Here is a 21,420-nt window from a genome sequence, read left to right as displayed (position 1 = left end):
GAATTTTAATCGCCAAAAAGCATAGTCATTAATCACTATATCGTAATACGTCTTATTCAATATCTATACACCACTAAAAGCCCCTGTCCTCACGGACAGGGGCTTTTTTGCTTTTTAATCAAAATAAAAGGAAATCATGATGGAAAATTACATTTGTTGCCCTGTATGTGACTCAACCCGTATTCGTGAACGTCATATAGGGAAAAAGACAGGAGCTGTTGCTGGTGGCGTATCAGGCGCACTAGCTGGAGCGTCTATCGGCTCTGCTGTTCCTGTTGTAGGGACGATTGCTGGTGCTGCGGTAGGCGCTCTATTTGGACGTTTAGTAGCTGGAGCTACTGCTGGGGCTGTGAGTGGTTCAGCTTTAGATGGCGTGGTATTTGATCGTTATGAATGTATCGAGTGTGAATACACGTTTGATTGATAGCCATAAGTTAACGGAAGCCCCTGATGGGGTTTCATATCTTAGGAGTCTGTGAGTCTGAACTGACCCTAGTTTATTGGACAGGGGCTTTTTTCGTTTTAACTCGCGCAAATTGAGATCATGATAGAAAGCATAACATGTTATCGGGATTGTAAAGCGACTCATTATCCTGCTCTAAAACGTCATTAATCATTTTTAAAGCGAGTTGTCTGTTTTTCAGCTGATTGGCTTTTTATATCAATATTATCTTCTAAAGGGAAATAGATCCCTTTATCAAAATATCACCATTAATTAAATCACAATACATCAATAATAGGACACGAATATGCGTATAACAGCGACGGCTTCCCCATGCCTAAAATCGGGGATTATCTCTGTTTTTATCACGAATTTAGGAAAATATAACGAAGGTGAACTGGTTGGTGAGTGGCTTGAACTTCCGGCAACATCAAAAGAGATCGAATACTGTTTAGCCCGTATTGGTATTGATGGCATTCACTATGAAGAGTATTTCTTGACGGACTATGAGTCCTCAATTGATGGTATTTCTTCCTCAATTTCAGAATACAGCCTTTTAGAAGAGCTGAATGCGTTAGCGACTCAATTAACCATGTTATCGCCTGATGAAATTGACCTTTATCAGGCAGCTATTCAAATCGGTTCTTCAGCGAATTCAATCCATGATTTAATTCATTTAGCGGATAATTTAGATTCTTTCCAGCAATTAGCGGGAGTCAATAATGAATATGATTTAGGTTATTACTGGATAGAAGAAAGTGGTTGTTATGATTTAGCACAACTTGGTCACTTATTACATTATTTTGATTATGAACGCTATGGGCGTGATGTTTGCCTTGAACAAGGGGGGATTTTTCACAGTGGAGGATATGTTTATCATATAGGTGGGTAGATAGGGTAACAGAATGAGAGTCAAGCCGCTTTCATCCCTTAAGGCGGGAAATAAAGAATATCATGGTACCCCAATGAAATCCATAAGCTAGAACGTTAATCAAACTAAACCCTACTTTATGCCATCTTTACGGATATCCGTAAAGATGGCATAAATGTGCTGCACATAATATTTGGGGCTGTCCTAGATAAGGTTTAAATTTTACCTCTAACTATCTGTTTTAGCATAGTTAATTATTGTTTTGCACTAGGTGTGTTAAATCGGAGCCTGTAGATAATTTTGTGTAAGTCACCCAGATGTTATTTACAGGTGGTCATTGATCCGACCATCGAAGTGGATCATAAACCAGTTCATTGCGGAACGCCAATTTTGTATCGGCATAGTCCACTTTTGTGATGCGTTCATGACGGTTAAGTAAATGACTTTTTTTACTGAATCATCTGATGAAAATATTTTCCTTTTTTTCGTTGTATGGCGAATAACGCTATTTAATGATTCTATCGCATTTGTCGTATAAATCGCTTTGCGTATATCAGCTGGATAATCAAACAGGGTTCTTAAATTAGGCCAGTGTTGATGCCAAGACTCTGCTATTTTCGGGTATTTTTGTTTCCATTGTTCAGCAAATTTATCTAAAGCAGCAAGTGCAGATTCTTCTGTTGGTGATTGATAAACTGTTTTTAAACCGGAAGTGACTGCTTTATAGTCCTTCCAACTGACAAAACGTAGGCTATTTCTCACCATGTGCACAATACATAGTTGGATGTTAGTATGAGGAAATACTGACGCAATCGCTTCGGGAAAGCCTTTTAAACCATCCACGCACGTGATTAAAATATCTTGTACACCTCGGTTTTTGAGCTCAGTCATTACGGATAGCCAAAATTTAGCCCCTTCAGTTTGGGCAATCCATAATCCCAATAGCTCTTTTTGACCGTCAAGATTAACGCCTAATGCAAGATAAACTGATTTATTTATTACTGTTGAATGCTGACGTACTTTAACCACAATACAATCGAGATAAACAATCGGATAGAGTGATTCGAGAGGTCTATTTTGCCACTCAATGACTTGGTCAATAACCGCATCTGTCACTTTGCTAATTAAAGATGCGGAAACATCGGCATCATACATCTCTTTGAAAAAAGACACTATTTCTCGGTTGGTCATGCCTTTTGCATACAAGGAGAGTATTTGCTCATCTATATGGGTCATGCGAGTTTAGTGCTTTTTGATAAGCTGAGGTTCAAAGGAAGATTGACGATCTCTGGGAACCTCAATTAATAGGGTACCATTTTCCGTTTTGAGCGTCTTTTGACTAAAGCCATTCCGAGAATTGTCAGCCACAGTTGGGTGATTTTTGTCATATCCAAGATGTTCAGAAAGTTCAGCATTTAATGCAGTTTCGATGGTGAATTTTTTCAGCAGAGATGAAAACTCATTGAGATCCTTCTCATTTTTAATATTTTTAGCCAACTCTGACGCGAGCGCTTTGATAATATTTTTGTCCATTAAAGTACCTTCTTTAGTTTAATCAATAAGATAATATAAAAAGGGTACTTACACAAAAATTAGGACAGTCTCGCTGACAGCTTGCCGTGGATCAAAATACGGAGAGATAACCTCAAATATACTCCACCGATTTGAGCGCTTATAACTCCTCTTCCGAAATTAATGCCTCAAAAAAATCGCCAACGTGAATATTCAGTACATTTAGGCATAAGACTAACGTATCCAGATCAATTTTATTAATCCCACGTTCATAACGGTGTATTTGCTGCGCACTTCTCCCCCCCGATAATTGTGCTAACTCAAGCACCGAATACCCTGCCTTTCGCCTTAAATTCCGAAGTTTTTTTCCCGCAAGTACCGCATATCTATTTTTAGCTATCATCAACGTGACTCCATTCAAAAATGTTCATATTACTGGCTAAAAAGTACTGTTCTGTGAATTAATTACCCTCATGTACGTGCATTTACGAACGCCGCGTAGACGGCTACCCCGAACAACAAGAGAAGAAAAATGAGGAGCCAACACTGAAGCACCTTTAATAAGGCAATAAATCGCTTCTTCAACTTCACCATCGCCTCCTCACAATGGCATTGTCAGGCAAAAATCATCCTCTTAGCTCGCGCCTGATAACATCTCACGGTATCTCCCTGCTAAAAACCCATTTACGCCTGAGCTTTTGGTTTCAAGCCGCGCTAAAATCTTATTTCAACCTTGCAGGTAAGATACCGCACACCCCATATCTGCCGCCTAAAGAATCTGATATTTTATGCTGTGCACTACCGTATCCTCTAGCGACTCTACTGACTACAGAGTTGTACAAGGGATTATCATGCAACATTCGGTGTTAATTTTTGCATTGAATGCCTTTGGTCGCGAGAAAACTAACGTATACCCCAGATTTTAGGCAAACATATTATCAAGCAGGTTTAATCACAAAGGCATACTGCTCAGACGTTTTTTGAGTGAACACTCTTTGTGTTTCATTATCATGAATTGCGAATCCCCTCCCCCCAATAAGGCATGAATAGAAAAGGGGGGAAGAGGTTACAGCCCCCACTTCTCGAATAAAAAGGCGGGAGAAAAATACCCCAGACTCCCACTGACCACTTAATAGGCCCAAATTGCAGCATCCATTGAGAGCGGGTATGTTCCAGGAGAAAGCGTCGTGCCCATCCCACGAAGTCGGATAGAGCCAACAGCGGTCATTAACCCTTGATCACACACACGCCAGCCCCCTTCTGTTGAGGAGGTTGAAAAAGTACATGTCCCCTCTGGATGTGTGACTATTTTTACAGGGATAGTCTGGGCTGAGTTTGTCTTATTGGTCGCAATGCCATGAGTGACTGTTGACTCAACCGGTGATTTCATCGTTGTTGGGTTAAACCTAAATGCTAAGGTACCTACCGTAGTCGATGCATTCCAATTGGCAAGAGTTAACTCAGTGCTATATTTTCCCGCCAAGATAGATGGGCTCGGCTCAAGCGTTAGTGTTGTGACACCGGTCGTGTACACCACAACATTATTCCGTGCCGTCGCCACCAAACTGGACTCGGCAGCCCAGCTTGGCATTGCACTCAGCAAGGCCAAAGCGCCCAACCCTGCCGCAACTACGATTGCCTTAATATTTTGCATACGCCCCCCATTATTTATCTTCATCATGGTATCTGCCCCCATCAGTATAACCAAGCCACAGCATCTATCGCGATGGGGTAAACCCCACTTGAGACGGTCTGAGTTGCGAGTGTAGTTACAGTCCCTTTATATTCCTGGATACCTTCACGAAAAACCTTCCAGCCATTTATAACTTCTGTATTACCTTCTGCCATTATTACAGCCAATGTCTTTGTTGAATCACTCGTATTGACTAGAACTCGTGAAGCTGGAGAGCCTGTTCCATAAATGCGTCCAACAGTAGGATTAAAACGGATTGCCAATGTTCCCCCGGTCACTTTAGCCTCATATGTGCCGACAAGTTGTCTCGCAATGCCGAGATATTCTCCGGCCAAAAGCGTACCGCTGGGCACAAAACTAATGGACGCCTCCGCCGTTCCCTGCACTTCTAAATCCCGTGTCACCGTCCGGGTCGTCCCTGCAACCACGCCCGCTGCTTGCGCCACCTCTGTCACCAATGCCGCCGACAACACAGCAAGCAACGACAGTCCCCCCAAGGCTAACTGCCGCTTCGTTATACGTAAACTCATTGTGTGTTCCCCTTAATGTTCACTAAAACCCCCACACTACCGTATCAATCCCAACCCGATAAGTGCCCGCCAACACCTGTTGACTCTGCCACAAATTCACCACCCCATTGGCCTCGCTGACGCCCTCCGGACACACCATCCACGCATCACTCACCCGAGCATTCGCACACTCACTGCTCACCAAGACCACATGGATACTCTGAGCCGGGTTCGCAATGGCTGGTAACCGCCCCACTGATGGCTGTGCCGGTTCGGCCTGCTCCACTAGCTCCGGTGTTAACCGATACGCCACTGTCCCCGCCGTCACCCCCGCCTGCCACTCCGCAATGGTAAATCCCGCCGGGTGCTGCCCCGCCAATAACCGAGCCTTCGGGTTAACCGACAGATACGCCGTCCCCGATAAGTGCACTTCCAATGGCTCCGTACTCGTCACCGTGGTGCCCTCCAACGTCGCCGCCAGTGCAATCGGGGCTATCAACAACATCCCCGTCAGTATGGCCTCGCTCTTCAATTTCACGTGCCCTCCTGCTTAAAACGCCCACACCACCGCATCGACCGCCACCGCGTAAGTGCCGCTTTGCAATGTCTGGATTTTTCCCGGCTGCGTCACTATCGTTCCACTCGCCGCCGTCACCCCCGCGGGACACACTCGCCACATCCCCGATAACGTCGTTGAACCACAGCTATGCACCATCTCAACTTCAATCACTCGCGTGCGCTCGGGATTCCAAATAAAACCGTTCAAATACGTCGGTGTAGAGTATTGATTAACAATCGACGGGTTTAACCGAAAAGCCAACGTGCCTTCCGTCACCTCCGCCTGCCAGTTCGCCAGCACAAATCCCCCGCTGTACTCCCCCATCAAAATTCCACTACGCGGAGATACCGAAACACTGGCACTGCCCGTGGCGGTGAGCGTCAACGTATCCTGCCCGGTACCAACAGCACTTTGTGTTTCACTCTGTGCCGAAAAGGCCAGACACATCAAGCTCGCCACCATCAGTGGACAACCTAACAACGTGTTGTTGCACATGCGCTCATCTCCTGTCCCTGCCGAGGCAAAATGCGCGCCCTTAATAGGCGCGCAGGGATTACTGCCCTTTTATCTATCCAAGTAACGGATTACTGCATCCAAACAGCCGCATCCAGTGCCACTCGATAAGTGTCTGCGGCGATAACTTGCTCAGTACCCGTAGTACGAATTTCAATGTCTAACGAAGCTGCACCCGCATCAGCAACCCACCAATCTGGGTGAGAAATTGACTGTGTCGCTGTTGCCGTAGACACCACATCCAGTTTGTTAGCCGCAACCTGGGTCCCCGAAATCGTACGCTCCAGTGGCGTTCCACGCTGTACGCTGGCATCCGGCGTCCAACGATACGCAATATTGCCCGCTGTCGCTGTCGCTTGCGCATTCGCAATCACCAAGCTGCTGAATTTACCGGCAACCAAACCCGTCACAGGGGTAACAACGATGGTCGCTGCCCCTGTCCCAGAAAAGACCACATCCCCTGTCCCCGACACAATATCGGATACCGGTGCCGCATTCGCCACACCCATGCTACCCGCCACTAATAAGGCCGCTGCCGAAATACGTACCATCTTTGTCATTTTATTCATGACTAACTCCCATTTATAAATTAAATATGCATCTATTGTTATGCATCGACTATCTGACTCCTTGCCCTCATCCTGAATTTGAAAGGCAAGAAGCAGTCAGAGCTTGTCCCTCGACAAACCGAAGACACACTCTTGTGGAAACCGTATTCTCACGGTGCCCACAACAACCGTCTAAAAAACCCACCAACACAGAGCTTAAACCTCCCGTTGGTGGGAAGAACAACACCATAACGACTGACTTCCCTATCGTGTATATTCCCTATCACTAAGAGAGAGAGTGATAAACACGGTTATCTGCCTGTGTGACTTACAGCGACTTATCCCTTTTGCGCCTAACGAGCGATTACAGGGCTAAACTCAAGGTTCCAACACCACAGCATTAAATTTCAGTACCCACGTATCAACGGGTAGGGTTTGCGCACCATCCACCTCCACTTCAAACGCATGTTCCTGCGCTGTGGTGTGGACTATAACTCCCCGCCCCGTCTGTGTATCCGGTTGCCACCCTTTGCCAGTCAACCGGATATCTAACGGATTACCTCGCGCACTGCGTAACCGATAACGGTGTGCTTGCCCATTCAGTTCCCCGTCATGCCACACCCGGAATCCCTGGTGGCTCTCACTGTAAATGACGCGTCCTTGCGCGATGAGTTTCCCATCCGTTAACGCCCCTGCACTCAAGCCATTAAGCGACTGCACCATGACCTGCGGGCTCTCTGCCGCGTAAGCCATCAAGCTGAGCCCCATCAGCAACAAGCTGGCACAGCAAGCCTTGCGGGTCGTTGATATTATTCTGTTCACGTTATTCACACTGTCCTCTCCCCATTACCGACACATTTGGCGCATTACATACATCCCCACTGCGTCCTTTTCTGCCGGTAAGGTGTAACTCACTCGGCACGACCCATCGGCCCATTTCACCGTTAAATTTCCCTGCTCAGGTAAGCCCGTCAGGTAAACCTGTCCCTGCTCCCCCACCACTCCGGCGCCCACACTGTCTATATCTAAAACTGTCAAGGCGCCATACGGAACGGGACTGCCATCCACGCGGTGTAACGTCATCAATGCCCGCCCCCCAATTCGGGTGGAGAAGACTGCCGGCACAACAGCGCCTTGTGTCGGCACAACGTTGGTGTCCGTTTGGGTCACTTCCGCATCATCGGGTAATTCCGACGGGTTCAGTGACACCCGGTTCTCCTGATACGGTGTCAAATACGACAAGGTGGTGTACCCCCGAGAGTCTGTTTTCACCCCCGGCCAACCGCCGACTGATACCCCCGAGGCCCCCGGGGCTTCCACCAATGCCACGGTATCCCCCAAGCTCTGTCCAAACGTCACGCCTTTAGCATGTGCCACTATCCCACCTGACGCATCGAAAGCCACCTGCTGGCGCGCTTCACTCTGGCTGTAACTGCCTCCCACCTGCCCGTATTTTCCAGTCCAGGCCAACCGGGTGGTCACATTACTGCGGTCATTGCTCGGTGCATCAGGGCGATAACGCTGACTCACATCCCAATAAAGCTGGCGGTCAAAAGCACGACCATTCATCCCCACCTCATGGGTATCACCCCCTTCTGATGGAGCGGTATACTGATACACCACGTTCGTCGAATTCCCGCCCCAGCGGTCTAGTGGAATATTTAGCCACAAACTCATCATTCGGTCGTTTTTCTTCACGCCCGCGCTGTCGGTGTTCTTGGTCTCGGAGTAGTTCACCGAAACGGTTACCCCATCAAAACTGCGACTGTACCCCGCATTCCAACTGTCACTGTGCCCCGGTTTATTCCAATAGTTCTCCCGTGAGCCACTGAGCGTCAGGTAGCCCCACTCACCCAATGCCTGATTAACGGTCAGCGCCGTCCGAGTTCGACGTCGATCATTACTGCTCCAAACACCCGACTCCGACTCCGCAACATTGCCCTGCCAACTATCAAGCACATCCGATAACGTGTGATACCCTTTAGAGGAATACTGATAACTGGCTAACGTAAAGGTGGTGTTAGTAGATATCATCTGTTTACTATAACGCGCGCGCCAAGTGTGCCCTCGCTCACTGTCACTGCCTTCTTTTTGGCCGTGTGACTGCGTGGCATCAAAGGACAAAGCCCCAAAACGACCCAGCGACACCCCGAGCCCCGCGGTGGCGGCGCGGTAATGTGATGCCAATTGCCCGCCGGCATAGGCTGTTAAGTTCCACGGCAGGCCATACATCGCCGTACCTTGATACACCATCGCCTTGTCCACGGCATGATTCGCTGGACGATACTGCCCTACCATGGCGTTGAACTTTAAATACCCTTCTCGCAAAGCAATTGCGGGCATCTGGTACGGCACCGTGAAGGTTTGCTGGCTACCGTCGGCCTCATACACGGTAACGTGTAAATCCCCACCCGACCCCGTCGGCGTTAAATCATTAAGTGCAAATGGCCCAGCCGCCACCATTCCGCTATATAAGGTGTACCCATCCTGCGTTACCTCAACACGTGCTTGGCTACGTGCTATTCCCCTCACGACAGGGGCATACGATGACACCCCACTCGGCACCATGCTTTCATCTGACCCTATCATCACCCCACGAAATGGTACGCTGTCAAAAATCTCTCCAGGCGTACTGCGCTCCCCGAGCGTTATTCGACTTTTGAGAAAATTAATGCCTCGCTCCGCATAGGTGTACACGGACTGCCACTGCCCTGACGCCCCCGATTGATGAGATGACCGCCCCCCAGCGGTGCGCTGCCATGTTGTGGTATTACGCAACCGCCAAGGTCCTAGATTAATGCCCGGCTGCAACTGCGCATACGTCGTGTCCGTTTGCCCCGAGTGTGACCCACTGCCTTTATTCATCATTCGGCTGGTGTTCACCTGCCAATTGAGCAGCACTGCGGCCACGCCATCATCCCACAACGCTTCTGGCGCAATCCCTTTTAACGCCGGACGCAGCGCCACCTGTGGAATTTGCAAATTCAAAATCTGTTGGTTAAAGTTAAATGCAGCATTGGCTTGTGCAATTTGACCAATATCTGCACATTCACCTTGCCCGGCCGATTTGCCGTAGAATTCATCAATCTTCACGCCATACTGTGATAATTGCGCCACACTCAAGCATGGCGTTAACACAGGCTTCCCCTGCTCACTCTGAATTAATGAGAACACCACCTCACGACGGTCAACGCGCTCACCGTTAACTTGCACTTCAACCAAGTAAGTCCCCGGCAACTGCCCACCTTGCTCAAAAAGCGAAACATCCACGGCATCACCCGTACCGTCCAGCATCGCAGCATCAAAGGTATAATCTTTTGCCATTCCAGTCCCGGTCAGGCAGCCGAAGCTGATGGCCAGCGCCAAGCGTGAATAATTCATGGTGTAACTCCTAAAACAACCCACTACAGACCAAACATCATCAAACACCGCGCCGTACCCTTAAGGGATAAGGCAACCAAGCTTTATTTCATTTCCGCTTGATAGCGACGACTATCCCCACCGTAATCGGTCACCAATGTCCACTCCACCGTACCGGTTGCCCCTGGCGGCAACGTGAAGCGACGACTGCTGTTTGGCGAAATATAATCCAACTCATTCACCTGTCTTCCCCCCACGGTGAGCGATTTCAAATTCATGTAAAATGGGGTGGGATTCGACGCGACCAGCGCATTACCGTCTCGCTGCCATGTTACCGAGGTCGCCACATCCGTCGGCTCCCCTTTCAAGCCTTTAGGGCGTATCAGCAACTTGACACAGCTGTTAATCCGCAACTGAACTTCTAACGTTGCCTCTGTCGGCGCAGGGGCTTTCCCTTCACTCCACGCATCATCTGGCTTTGGCGGAATACCCGTCACGCACAACCAATTCAGTGATTCACGATCAGCCGGGTAACCCCCCCCCGTTTGCACAATCCGAATACGGCTTTGCTGTCCCCCATCCAACCGAAAAACAGGAGGAGTCACCACAAACGGCGCATCACTCACCTTATCTTCCCCATGAGCCTTGGATTGCACCAATATCGGGTAGTCTTGAGGGTTAATCACACTCAGCGTACTGCCCACAGAGCCAGGTTGATAGATAACCCGTGTCGCCCCCAGCTTTACCGAGAAAGATTTGGTGGTACTTTTTATTTGGGTTTTCTCCCCCCAAGCTGCACCACTTAATAGTATCGCGGAGGCGCAAAGCACCCCAACACAGGTTATTGATTTCACCGTGACACCTCTATTTCATTATTGACTGTAATGACATCATTGAGAGAAATAAATAAAACCTCAGCCGTTAATCACAAATTCACTTTTGCGATAGTCACGTCATTATTATTTTATTATCTCAATGCAGCTCATGATTATTTAATAAGAAAAATGCGATCTGCACCCTCTTTGAACTCAATCAATCCAATTGTTTTTTATTCTGTATTTTATTAATTCTATTTTGAGTTGATATTACAAACGAAGCAATTTAGCCCAGCACATTAATTAACATCAATCACGCACGCTAACATTTTTAATATCTTCACTCCATGAAACAATTAATTCAAAAAAATAACGCATTTCTTGCTCATCCATATTTAAAGCGGAAAAAAAACGTAACAATATAGGTAAACTGGCATTAGTCACCCCTCGTTCATAACGGGAGATTTGCTGCTGACTTAAATGCATTTTTTTAGCCAACTCCTCACCGGATAAATTCAAATTTCGACGTTGCTCTTTTAAAAACTGCCCCGTCGCTTTAGAGACCCAACGGTAATGATGACAGGAAGAATAACGCTCCATTTTTGACATAACCGCACTCCTAAAATAAAAATCGCTGAAAACCACCCCCTCACCACCAACAATGCAGGAGCAGAATCAATAAGCACGCCTTATTTATGTGGCTAATTTAGCGAGGGAGAATTAAACTTTCCAATTGATTTTTTCGATCAAATTCACACCAACAATAGGCCATATCTATCAAATACTGTAATTTGATCGTCAACACCGATCAAACAACACTTGCAACAAGTTAACAATTTGAATATACACATTATTTTTGTTTTCCATAAAACGACGTTTAAAATTAACAAAATGAGAAATTTTATTAACTTATTTCAGCTCAAAACCAATAAAACACACTTTACGTGTAGCCCTAAAACCAAAACCGAATAAAACACCAAAAAATACAGACAACCCCACGCATTAATAGCAAGAATCAATAACATTAAAATAGAATTGCATTTATTTTCACAATAAGCGTATGCACGTAGAATAAACCCGATACTTTTATCTTATTTCGACTAAAATACATTATGAACTCCCCCTGCCGTTCCAAATATTGAAATTAATCGTACAACAGAAAAATAAAAAATAAGAAACAAAAGAGAATAAACCAAGGCAAAATCAAAAAATCAAAAGACAGAAAATAATCACACGCACCTCATCAACGGCAACCCACCAAACAATATTAAATTAATTAAAATACACATCACCGCCTTAACCCCATCAGAAAAAAATAAAGTAATATGAGAGGCAGCCCTCGAATTGAGAACAATTAAATATCATCAATAAATAAATTCACTTACCTTTTAACATCACATTGCTTTATTTTTCATTTTAATAACAACAATTCTCATATTCTTAAGGAAAGGTATTTATGTATAGCGATAAGTGCTTATTATTTATGTTCATGTTTAGTGCCAACGCATTCACTGATTTGGCTGAGGAAAAAGCGGCTTAGGCTGCCAAATAATAACGCACTAAACAAATAAAAAAATCAACCGGGTATAACGGGAAGTAAGGGGGCACGGCGATCGTTCCCCGCGTTGCTCACCCTTCACCGCATTTGTGGCAATCTCATTGCCCACAGGAAGTCAATATGATGTCAATTCATTGGAATTGGGGGATTTTCCTTCAGGAAGCCCCGTTTGGAAATACCACCTATTTAGGCTGGTTAATATCGGGTCTCGAAGTCACGGTCACACTGTCTATTTGTGCATGGATTATCGCATTCTTAGTCGGCTCATTCTTCGGTATTTTGCGTACCGTTCCTCACCGCTTTTTCGCCTTTTTAGGGACTGCTTACGTGGAGTTATTCCGTAACGTCCCCCTCATCGTGCAATTCTTCACATGGTATTTAGTGATCCCTGAGCTGCTTCCGCGCTCAATTGGTGATTGGTTTAAAATGGAGTTAGCGCCTAACACCCAATTTTTTATCTCCTCAATGTTATGCCTTGGGTTATTTACCGCAGCACGGATGACCGAACAAGTCCGTGCTGCAATCCAATCCCTGCCTAGAGGGCAAAAAAGTGCAGCATTGGCCATGGGGCTAACCTTGCCACAAACTTACCGCTACGTGCTTTTACCCAATGCGTATCGCGTGATTTTGCCACCAATGACCTCAGAAATGTTGAACTTGGTGAAAAACTCCGCCATTGCCTCCACCATCGGCTTAGTCGATATGGCGGCACAAGCGGGTAAGTTGCTCGATTACTCTGCCCACGCCTGGGAATCATTCACTGCAATTACATTAGCTTATGTCGGTATTAACGTCGTCATTATGATTTTGATGGCGCTATTAGAGCGCAAAGTGCGCTTACCTGGCACATTAGGAGGACGATAAGATGATGTATGATTTTGATTGGAGCTCAATTGCCCCAAGCATGCCCTTCTTAATTGATGGCTTTATTGTGACAGCTAAAATCACGGTAACCGCGATTGTCGTTGGGATTTTATGGGGAACCGTATTGGCGGTCATGCGGTTATCGACGTTCAAGCCAATTAGCTGGTTCGCGGCGCTGTACGTGAATACCTTCCGTTCCATTCCACTGGTGATGGTCTTGTTATGGTTCTATTTAATTGTTCCAAGCTTATTACAAAATGGTCTCGGCTTATCACCCAAGCATGACATTCGTTTGATTTCAGCCATGATAGCCTTCTCGCTTTTTGAAGCGGCTTATTACGCCGAAATCATTCGAGCCGGCATTCAAAGTATTTCCAAAGGTCAAGCCGCTGCCGCATTAGCGCTAGGCATGACACACATGCAAACCATGAGGCTCGTCGTATTGCCGCAAGCGTTTAAAGCGATGGTGCCGCTGTTATTAACGCAGGGTATTGTGTTATTTCAGGATTCATCCCTTGTGTATGTCCTGAGTTTAACCGACTTCTTCCGTACCGCCACCAATATTGGCGAGCGAGATGGCACACAGGTAGAGATGGTGCTGTTTGCAGGCCTAGTATACTTTATCATCAGTTTTAGTGCGTCAATGTTAGTAAATTATCTTAAGAAAAGGACAGTTTCATGATCACTTTAAAAAATATCTCTAAATGGTATGGCCAATTTCAGGTGCTGACTGGCTGCACAACGGAAGTTAAAAAAGGCGAAGTGGTGGTCGTGTGCGGGCCATCGGGGTCAGGTAAATCCACATTAATCAAAACAGTAAATGGTCTGGAGCCTATTCAACAGGGTGAGATTTTTGTGAATGATATTCAGGTCAATAGCAAAAAAACAGACCTTGCGAAACTGCGCTCTAAAGTGGGAATGGTATTCCAACATTTTGAATTATTCCCCCATTTGTCCATTATTGAAAATTTAACGCTTGCTCAAGTCAAAGTGCTCAACCGCGATAAAAAAGCCGCGCAAGCAAAAGCATTGAAGCTGTTGGAACGGGTGGGTTTATCCAGCCATGCCAATCAGTTCCCTGCCCAGCTTTCTGGCGGCCAGCAGCAACGTGTTGCCATCGCTCGCGCACTTTGCATGGACCCAATCGCAATGCTATTTGATGAACCCACATCTGCACTTGATCCCGAGATGATCAACGAAGTGCTTGATGTGATGGTGGAACTCGCTAATGACGGTATGACCATGATGGTGGTCACCCACGAAATGGGTTTCGCCAAAAAAGTCGCTCACCGCGTGATTTTTATGGATGAGGGTAAGATTGTTGAAGACCGCAAAAAAGACGATTTTTTTGCCCACCCACAGTCTGAGCGTGCCAAAGAGTTTCTTGCAAAAATTCTACATTAGCACGTCTATTAGTGTTAGTGGCGCTCATCTTGACGAGCGTCACCCTTTTGTGGCAAGGAAAACTCAGGAAGCGGGGCCGTAATAGGCTTATTGAGCAGGCTACGACTTATTATACGGGCGATTTAAACACGATGTTGTATTAATGCTTCAAGACTAAACAGGGACTCCACCGAGAGATATCGATTAAGCCCCTATTAAATACGATGCATTTGAATAAATACACACCTATTTCGTGGTATACCCCCCATTCACTAATATTGTTTGCCCCGTCATCCACCATCCATCAGAAACTAAAAAGCGGATGAACGGAACAATATCAGCTACATCCGTCAACCCTGTTGTTGAAAAAGCCGAAAGTGCCGCAGCCGTTTTATGATAAGCCACCGCCTCTTCACCTTCCGCAGGATAGAAAAATGGCGTATCCATAGGGCCGGGACCTATTGCGGTAACGGAAATACCGCGTTCACCAAATTCTTTTGCAGCTGCCCGTGTAAAATGCTCAACGGGGGATTTTAGCCCCGCATAAGCGGCATAAAAGGGAGTGAATGCACCAAGCAAAGAGGTGACAACTGAGCATATCTTGCCATTATCATTGAGATGCTTACCCGCTTCTTTTAAAAAGAAAAATGCTGATTTGGCATTAATGTCACTCAAGGTGTCATATTCAACTTCTGAGATGTCAATAATTGGTTTTTTCAATACCTTACCAACCGTATTAATCGCAATGTCAAGAGAGCCAAGCTGCTTTATTGTTTCTTGGAACAAACGCTCAATTGCCTCGGCTGTCGCCAAATCATCTTGCAATGCAATTGCAATTGTTCCCTGTTGGCGAATTTCGGCGAGCGTCTCTTCCGCCGCCGCCCGGCTTGCGTCACTGTGGTAATGAATCGCGATAGCTTTAGCGCCTTGTTCTGCAAAATCACGTGCTAAAAGCCCCCCAAGATTTTTAGCACCACCGGTGATTAAAATAACTTTCCCGTGAAGACTATTTCTGAGCATGTTGTTAACCTCATGATGAGAGAAAATCGTATTCTAGTTGCATGCTGGCTGGCTATAAACTATAGTTTCTCGACATTATTTGTCGAAATTTACGAACAATCATGATAGATAGAATACGCCAAGCTGAAATATTTATCCAAGTTGTCGACAGTGGCAATTTTACCCTCGCGGCAGCGGCCTTGAATATTCCCCGTTCGACTATCTCAACCGTCATCCAACATTTAGAAAACCGGTTAGGAACACAATTATTTTATCGCACGACTCGGCAAATTAATCTCACTCACGATGGCTTACGTTATTTAGTCGCCGCACGTGAATTGATCGAGACCTTTGAAGAAACTGAATCACTGTTTTCTCACCATAAGCACCCAATTACTGGGCATTTGCACATTGACTTACCGACACGCATTGGAACACAAATAGTTTTGCCTCAATTAGATACCTTTATTAAGGAATACCCAGGGATCCATTTAACATTAAGTATGAGTGATAAATGGGTTGACCTTCATTCCGAAGGGGTCGATTGTGCATTACGCGTCGGTATATTGCCGAGTTCTCGCTTAGTGTGTCGAAAGTTAGGTGAATTAGAGATCATCAACTGCGCTTCTCCGTCCTATCTAGCCCAGTATGGTATTCCGAAAAGTCTGTCTGATTTAACGGGACACTATATCGTCAATTACGCAGTCCAACGTCCTACAGCAACAGGAATATGGGAATATTTTCATCACAAGAAAAACTACCAGCACCCCATGAAAAGCCTAATCACTGTTGATAATGCCGAAGCGTACCTCTCCGCTGCCGTGTCTCACCTTGGGATCATTCAAGTGCCGGCCTACGATGTTAAAACGTTACTTCAACAAGGAAAACTCCGCGCCATCATGTCAGCATATCGCCCATCCCCGATGCCAATTTCATTGCTGTATACTCAACGACGAAATTTACCTCAACGCATTAAATTGTTTCAAGACTGGTTAGCCTCGTTATTCACCGAAATAGACGGCGTTATTCCCGCCTCTCCCTCATGAACAGTACCGCAACACGCTTACTACCCTCTTAATTTCCAAGCATCACGATGCGCCCTCTCTCTCCAAGTCAAATCTGACAAACAAGTTAGCTATTTTCGATGTTATTTTTGATTTTTGCTGGAGCTAGCTTATGCGCCGAGGTATCATGCGGTTTGACAATCACTTGCCCAGTAGTTAAAGACGTGACTGAGTATTACCTGAAGCTCACATAGTTGCTACCCACATGGAAGCAGTAAACCACTGCCTGGTCACGCGACAGGAAATTTTAGATTATGCATTCGATAACCATATTCAAAATTACGTTTCAGCACCTGATAATGGTGAAATAATTACGTTCTGACGCTAACCTATCACCTTAGGAGTACGATATCAGTGATCTCAGTTGCCATACTTGTCAGTCAGGGCTTCAGCACTTATCACGTATCAGTTCCATTGATCCTTTTTGGTAAGACAGCCACAGAACAACAACTTTTTAACCATCTGATATGCGCTGAAGAGCCAGGCCTCATCTGGTCTGATGAAGGAACAGCAATACAAGCTGATTATGGCTTGGAAGTTCTGGCACAGGTTAATATCGTCATCATCCCCTTCTGGGGAGATGTACGGAAACGACCATCTAAGTCCCTACTTGATGCTTTGATAAAAGCACGCAAAGCAGGGGCTCAAATAGTCGGGTTATGCTTAGGCGCTTTTGTTCTCGCGTATACAGGCTTGCTGGACGGGCATATGGCAGCAACACATTGGGAGTATGAAGATGATTTTCGTGAACTTTTCCCATCAGTTCATTTGAATCTTAATGAACTCTATGTCGATGATGATGGGTTGACAACATCAGCAGGAACGGCCGCTGCAATGGACTGCTGCTTGTATATTATCCGTCAACATTTTGGTAGTCTTATCGTAAACCAGATTGCCCGCAGGATGGTCACCCCACCCCACCGTGAAGGTGGCCAGGCACAGTATATCTACCATCCTGTCTCTCAAAAGACTGACAACTCGAGAATTAATCTGGTGCTTAATTACCTGCTACAGAACCTTCAGGAGCCGCACGATATTAATTCACTGGCAAAATATGCCTCAATGAGTCGCCGAACACTAACGCGGCATTTCATAAAAGCGACTGGCATGTCTGTCGTTGAATGGATTACAGCAGCAAGACTACACAATAGCTTGAAAATATTGGAGAAAACAGATATCCCTATAGAACACGTTGCTGAAAAAGTAGGGTTTCAGTCAACGTCAACGTTCAGGTTGCAGTTTCGGGAAAAATTCGGTGTTAGCCCCAGAGAGTGGCGAAAAATATTCCGTAGTGCATAGCTAATTAATATCATGATTACAACAGCGCTAACCCACTTGTCGTCATTTTCATAAGTCATTAAAAAATAAAAAATATTATCTTATTAGAATAACCGTCATTTGGCGCTTGCTTAATATACAGGAAAAGTAGACGATGTGACTGGTTTGTCACATTTACTATCTTTCCAACCTCACTAACAGAAAAATAATCATAAGTCCAGCCCCTGGGATAAATAAAGTGCTTCCTCTTGCCTTTCAAAAATAATATACCTCGGTAATTCCTCGTTAATTAACCATATTCTAACGCTACAATACGCCTCTGCTATATCGACCTCGAAATGATCAATCTGGCCAATAAGCTGAGGATAATGATATTTAACTAAAGACATCACCTCATTCGTTGATATACTCATTATTTCCCCGAAGAAAATTTACACAAGATAATTTTGTAATTTTATGTTTTAATTATGGAAAAGCAAATAAATTGTTTAAAGGGGAACCTATGTTAGAAAACCACCTAAACATCTTCATTAAAGCCGCTTTTATTGAGAATATGGCATTGGCTTTCTTTCTCGGTATGTGTACCTTTCTAGCTGTATCCAAAGAAGTAAAAACCGCATTTAAGCTCGGAATTACCGTTGTTGTTTTATTAACGATAGCGACACCTATTAATAACCTAATCTATAATTATATTCTCCGTGATGGTGCTATCACTGAAGGTATCGACCTTTCATTTTTGTCTTTTGTCACATTTATTGCTGTTTTAGCCGCTTTAGTGCAAATTTTAGAAATGTTCTTAGATAAATACATTCCATCGCTTTACCACTCTTTGGGGGTTTTCTTGCCATTATTAACAATTCACTGTGCTATTTTTGGCGCAACGATATTTATGGTTGAGAGAAATTATACCTTTAGCGAGTCTATTGTTTACGGTGCTGGGTGTGGTTTTGGTTGGATGCTAGCAATAATCGCATTAGCGGGGTTAAGAGAAAGAATGAAGTATTCTGATATACCTAAAGGATTACGAGGATTAGGGATTACATTCATAACCGTAGGTTTGATGTCTCTTGGTTTTATGTCCTTTTCGGGGATATCTCTTTAAAAGTAGACACGTTACGATAACCATAATAAAACTCAACACTTTGTCATACGACTACTGTTTGTTAATAATGGCAAATGCGCCAACCCATTGACTGAAGGGCAAATTACGGGTTAATAACGTATTCCCTTTCTCGTACCGTTTGACTATTACGTTGAAAAAGAGATCCCCTTCCTCCCGCCCAAAAGGTAAATAACCAATCTCATCAATAATGAGCAGCTTGGGACTCACAACAGGACAAATAATTCAAAAAGGTTGCTCGAGAAACAGGCCTAGAGCGCAATACCATTAATATTTGCAACGCACTGACACGATACCTGTTTATCATCGCGCAGAACTACACACTGAGGATAAATATGCAGCAACATGTATCGTGAAAATCGATATCTTTCATAGCAACTACCGTTGTTATAGCTACGTGGCTTTGTAGTGGATCAGTAATTCAAGACATCTTGAAATCCTGTTAATGTTAAAAACAGCGAATATATGAGGTGTGCATGATCAATATAAATCGAACGAAACGAACATTTTCCCCTGAGTTCAAACTTGAAGTAGTCGAACAAGTTATTAAATACCAGCGTGATACCAGAGAAGTTGCTCAAGCACTTAAACTTCACCCTGACCATTTACGAAAATGGGTAAGGCTATATAAACAAGAAATTTAGGGTATTGAGCCTAATAGGCAAGGCGTTTACACCTGAACAACGTGAAATTCAACAACTCAAAGCCCAGATCAAGCGCCTTGAGATGGAAAAAGAAATCCTAAAGCAAGCGGCCGTGTTGATGAGCGAAGTACCCGGGAAGTTTTCGCGCTGATCACACGGCTAAAAACAACATGGCCAGTTCAGTTTCTTTGTCAATTATTCGGTGTCCATCGTAGTGTTTATTATGCTCATATGAAACGGTCAATTAATAAGCAAAGAATTGAGTTAAGAAGCAAGCTGAGAGCATTTCATACCCTCAGTCGTGGTACGGCAGGTAGCCGTACACTCAGTCAGATGCTATGCCAAAGTGGGCTTCCTGTTGGCCGTTGGTTAGCACGACGATTGATGCAGGAGTGTGGGCTCAAAAGTTGCCAGCCCATTAAACATCGTTATCGGTTAAAAGAAGACAATAGCCCAGCCTTACCCAATTTACTTAATAGGCAGTTCAATCCTGTTGCACCAAATCGTATTTGGTGCGGTGATATCAGCTTTATTCGCTTACAGGATAAATGGTGCTATCTCACGCTTGTCGTTGACTTATATGCCCGCAAAATTATCGGCTCAGCACTTTCATTAACAGCAGATGCGGATTTAGTCTGTAGAGCGATGCAACATGCACTAGACACGCGTTCGCGCAGTAGCCGGATTATGTTCCACTCAGATCAAGGAATTCAATATAAAAGCAATAAATACAGAAGGTTACTTTGGCATCATGGTGTAATTCAAAGCATGAGTCGTAGGGGGAACTGTCTAGATAATTCACCGATGGAAAGGGTCTTTCGTAGTCTTAAAAGTGAATGGCTGCCAAAAGGGGGTTATAATGATTTTAGCCTTGCTGTACGTGATATAAATCAGTGGATAAAAGGGTATTATAATATTTACCGTCCTCATAAAAACAATGGTGGATTACCACCTTGCTTACATGAAGAAAAGTGAAAACAGGCTATTTTAGTGTCCTGATTTTGAGATCCACTACACTTACATGCTGTGCTCAGGCACGAGGGACTGCGACTCTCAGAAAAGATTGTACACAGGCTTATGGTAGGAGAGCAACTTGTGGTAAGTCAAAACCGTCGGCGTCACTACAGCTCTTACTGCGGGGAAATCGGCCCTGTACCTGATCATCTTCTCGCCAGAGATTTTAAAGCGGTTCAGCCTAACCCAAAATGGCTAACAGATATTACGGAGTTCCAACTTCCAGCGGGAAAGATCTGGCTGTCACTGGTGGTGGACTGCTTCGATGGAAAAATTGTGAGCTGGACGCTCAGAACACCTCCAGACGCCGAACTGGCTAATACCATGCTGGAGAATGCAATTAGAACATTAAATACAGATAAACATCCTGTCATACACAGTGACAGAGGTGGCCATTACCGCTGGCCCGGTTGGTTAAAACGTGTGAATACAGCAGGTCTTATCCGTTCAATGTCCCGTAAAGGATGCTCACCAGATAATGCTTCATGCGAGTGTTCTTTGGCTGGTTAAAAACTGAAATGTATTATGACCGTGAATGGCTGGATATAACGCCTGAAAGCTTCATGCAACATGTTGATGCTTACATCAGATGGATTAACGAACGGCGTATTAAATTATCGTTGGGTGCCGTCAGCCCAGAAGTGTAACGACGCCAGCTTGGGATCAGACAATAA

The 21,420-nt window shown here is 45.0% G+C and carries 20 protein-coding genes and 5 pseudogenes; 11 read left to right on the top strand and 14 right to left on the bottom strand.

The window, feature by feature from the left end:
• The first annotated feature begins 139 nt into the window (after positions 1 to 139).
• Together AC4IFT_RS08000 and AC4IFT_RS07995 are read left to right on the top strand one after the other, a co-directional pair.
• Entirely contained in the window at positions 140 to 424 is a 285-nt protein-coding gene (locus tag AC4IFT_RS08000; protein ID WP_060560757.1) for a phage tail tape measure protein, read from the top strand.
• A 325-nt stretch (positions 425 to 749) separates the two neighbouring features.
• A complete protein-coding gene (locus tag AC4IFT_RS07995) occupies positions 750 to 1,334 on the top strand; it encodes an antirestriction protein ArdA (protein WP_336194447.1) in 585 nt (194 codons plus the stop codon).
• A 303-nt stretch (positions 1,335 to 1,637) separates the two neighbouring features.
• Here AC4IFT_RS07995 and AC4IFT_RS07990 read toward each other — a convergent pair.
• The 12 genes and pseudogenes from AC4IFT_RS07990 to AC4IFT_RS07935 all read right to left on the bottom strand — a co-directional run bounded on the left by AC4IFT_RS07990 (position 1,638) and on the right by AC4IFT_RS07935 (position 11,431).
• Positions 1,638 to 2,846 (bottom strand): annotated as a pseudogene (locus AC4IFT_RS07990) (IS256 family transposase).
• Between the two features lie 139 nt (positions 2,847 to 2,985).
• Positions 2,986 to 3,228 carry a helix-turn-helix domain-containing protein gene (locus tag AC4IFT_RS07985; RefSeq protein WP_490751039.1) on the bottom strand — a complete coding sequence of 81 codons (243 nt, stop codon included), beginning with the start codon at positions 3,226 to 3,228 and terminating at the stop codon, positions 2,986 to 2,988.
• Between the two features lie 726 nt (positions 3,229 to 3,954).
• The gene (locus AC4IFT_RS07980) at positions 3,955 to 4,506 is read right to left on the bottom strand and encodes a hypothetical protein (RefSeq protein ID WP_490751038.1); all 552 of its coding nucleotides are present in this window, start codon (positions 4,504 to 4,506) and stop codon (positions 3,955 to 3,957) included.
• A gap of 14 nt (positions 4,507 to 4,520) precedes the next feature.
• Positions 4,521 to 5,048 carry a hypothetical protein gene (locus AC4IFT_RS07975; protein WP_490751037.1) on the bottom strand — a complete coding sequence of 176 codons (528 nt, stop codon included), beginning with the start codon at positions 5,046 to 5,048 and terminating at the stop codon, positions 4,521 to 4,523.
• A gap of 170 nt (positions 5,049 to 5,218) precedes the next feature.
• Positions 5,219 to 5,368 carry a hypothetical protein gene (locus AC4IFT_RS07970; protein ID WP_490751036.1) on the bottom strand — a complete coding sequence of 50 codons (150 nt, stop codon included), beginning with the start codon at positions 5,366 to 5,368 and terminating at the stop codon, positions 5,219 to 5,221.
• 54 nt (positions 5,369 to 5,422) lie between these two features.
• Positions 5,423 to 5,590: a hypothetical protein gene (locus AC4IFT_RS07965; RefSeq protein ID WP_490751035.1), complete on the bottom strand. Its 168-nt coding sequence runs from the start codon at positions 5,588 to 5,590 to the stop codon at positions 5,423 to 5,425.
• A complete protein-coding gene (locus tag AC4IFT_RS07960) occupies positions 5,578 to 5,847 on the bottom strand; it encodes a hypothetical protein (protein ID WP_490751034.1) in 270 nt (89 codons plus the stop codon). Before AC4IFT_RS07960 ends, AC4IFT_RS07965 begins: the two co-directional genes overlap by 13 nt.
• 323 nt (positions 5,848 to 6,170) lie before the next feature.
• Complete coding sequence (locus tag AC4IFT_RS07955; RefSeq protein ID WP_490751033.1) at positions 6,171 to 6,668, bottom strand: hypothetical protein; 498 nt, start codon at positions 6,666 to 6,668, stop codon at positions 6,171 to 6,173.
• Positions 6,669 to 7,025: 357 nt separating this feature from the next.
• On the bottom strand, positions 7,026 to 7,478 hold the full coding sequence (afaD, locus tag AC4IFT_RS07950; RefSeq protein WP_490751032.1) for an AfaD family invasin: 453 nt from the start codon (positions 7,476 to 7,478) through the stop codon (positions 7,026 to 7,028).
• 15 nt (positions 7,479 to 7,493) lie between these two features.
• Positions 7,494 to 10,028, bottom strand: coding sequence for a fimbria/pilus outer membrane usher protein (locus AC4IFT_RS07945; RefSeq protein WP_490751067.1), 2,535 nt, complete (start codon positions 10,026 to 10,028; stop codon positions 7,494 to 7,496).
• 83 nt (positions 10,029 to 10,111) lie between these two features.
• The gene (locus AC4IFT_RS07940) at positions 10,112 to 10,861 is read right to left on the bottom strand and encodes a fimbria/pilus periplasmic chaperone (protein WP_490751031.1); all 750 of its coding nucleotides are present in this window, start codon (positions 10,859 to 10,861) and stop codon (positions 10,112 to 10,114) included.
• Between the two features lie 270 nt (positions 10,862 to 11,131).
• On the bottom strand, positions 11,132 to 11,431 hold the full coding sequence (locus tag AC4IFT_RS07935) for a helix-turn-helix domain-containing protein (RefSeq protein ID WP_490751030.1): 300 nt from the start codon (positions 11,429 to 11,431) through the stop codon (positions 11,132 to 11,134).
• 1,072 nt (positions 11,432 to 12,503) lie between these two features.
• On the opposite strand from AC4IFT_RS07935, the gene AC4IFT_RS07930 reads away from it, so the two are divergent.
• The 3 genes from AC4IFT_RS07930 to AC4IFT_RS07920 are packed head-to-tail and all read left to right on the top strand — an operon-like array spanning position 12,504 to position 14,648.
• A complete protein-coding gene (locus AC4IFT_RS07930; RefSeq protein ID WP_490751066.1) occupies positions 12,504 to 13,244 on the top strand; it encodes an amino acid ABC transporter permease in 741 nt (246 codons plus the stop codon).
• 4 nt (positions 13,245 to 13,248) lie between these two features.
• Positions 13,249 to 13,926: a glutamate/aspartate ABC transporter permease GltK gene (gltK, locus tag AC4IFT_RS07925; protein WP_490751065.1), complete on the top strand. Its 678-nt coding sequence runs from the start codon at positions 13,249 to 13,251 to the stop codon at positions 13,924 to 13,926.
• Positions 13,923 to 14,648, top strand: coding sequence for an amino acid ABC transporter ATP-binding protein (locus tag AC4IFT_RS07920; protein WP_490751029.1), 726 nt, complete (start codon positions 13,923 to 13,925; stop codon positions 14,646 to 14,648). Before gltK ends, AC4IFT_RS07920 begins: the two co-directional genes overlap by 4 nt.
• A 225-nt stretch (positions 14,649 to 14,873) precedes the next feature.
• Here AC4IFT_RS07920 and AC4IFT_RS07915 read toward each other — a convergent pair whose 3' ends face one another.
• Positions 14,874 to 15,647, bottom strand: a complete 774-nt coding sequence (locus AC4IFT_RS07915; protein ID WP_490751028.1) for an SDR family oxidoreductase — start codon at positions 15,645 to 15,647, stop codon at positions 14,874 to 14,876.
• Between the two features lie 101 nt (positions 15,648 to 15,748).
• Here AC4IFT_RS07915 and AC4IFT_RS07910 point away from each other — a divergent pair, with 101 nt between their 5' ends.
• The 4 genes and pseudogenes from AC4IFT_RS07910 to nqrE all read left to right on the top strand — a co-directional run bounded on the left by AC4IFT_RS07910 (position 15,749) and on the right by nqrE (position 19,070).
• On the top strand, positions 15,749 to 16,672 hold the full coding sequence (locus AC4IFT_RS07910) for a LysR family transcriptional regulator (protein ID WP_490751027.1): 924 nt from the start codon (positions 15,749 to 15,751) through the stop codon (positions 16,670 to 16,672).
• A 193-nt stretch (positions 16,673 to 16,865) separates the two neighbouring features.
• A pseudogene (locus tag AC4IFT_RS07905) lies at positions 16,866 to 17,012 on the top strand (MBL fold metallo-hydrolase); the annotation flags it as partial.
• A 26-nt stretch (positions 17,013 to 17,038) separates the two neighbouring features.
• Complete coding sequence (locus tag AC4IFT_RS07900; RefSeq protein WP_490751064.1) at positions 17,039 to 17,989, top strand: GlxA family transcriptional regulator; 951 nt, start codon at positions 17,039 to 17,041, stop codon at positions 17,987 to 17,989.
• A 481-nt stretch (positions 17,990 to 18,470) separates the two neighbouring features.
• On the top strand, positions 18,471 to 19,070 hold the full coding sequence (gene nqrE / locus AC4IFT_RS07895; RefSeq protein ID WP_490751026.1) for an NADH:ubiquinone reductase (Na(+)-transporting) subunit E: 600 nt from the start codon (positions 18,471 to 18,473) through the stop codon (positions 19,068 to 19,070).
• Positions 19,071 to 19,139: 69 nt separating this feature from the next.
• Here the strand turns inward: nqrE and AC4IFT_RS07890 are convergent.
• Positions 19,140 to 19,301, bottom strand: a pseudogene (locus tag AC4IFT_RS07890) (ATP-binding protein); the annotation flags it as partial.
• A 263-nt stretch (positions 19,302 to 19,564) separates the two neighbouring features.
• Between AC4IFT_RS07890 and AC4IFT_RS07885 the strand changes: the two are divergent.
• Together AC4IFT_RS07885 and AC4IFT_RS07880 are read left to right on the top strand one after the other, a co-directional pair.
• Positions 19,565 to 20,707, top strand: a pseudogene (locus AC4IFT_RS07885) (IS3 family transposase).
• 42 nt (positions 20,708 to 20,749) lie between these two features.
• Positions 20,750 to 21,393 (top strand): annotated as a pseudogene (locus tag AC4IFT_RS07880) (IS3 family transposase); the annotation flags it as partial.
• Between the last annotated feature and the right edge of the window lie 27 nt (positions 21,394 to 21,420).

It is taken from the genome of Providencia sp. UF-183, assembly GCF_058246155.1.
The sequence above is the reverse complement of the archived record's forward strand: the minus strand, read 5'-3'. Positions and strand labels throughout refer to the sequence as shown.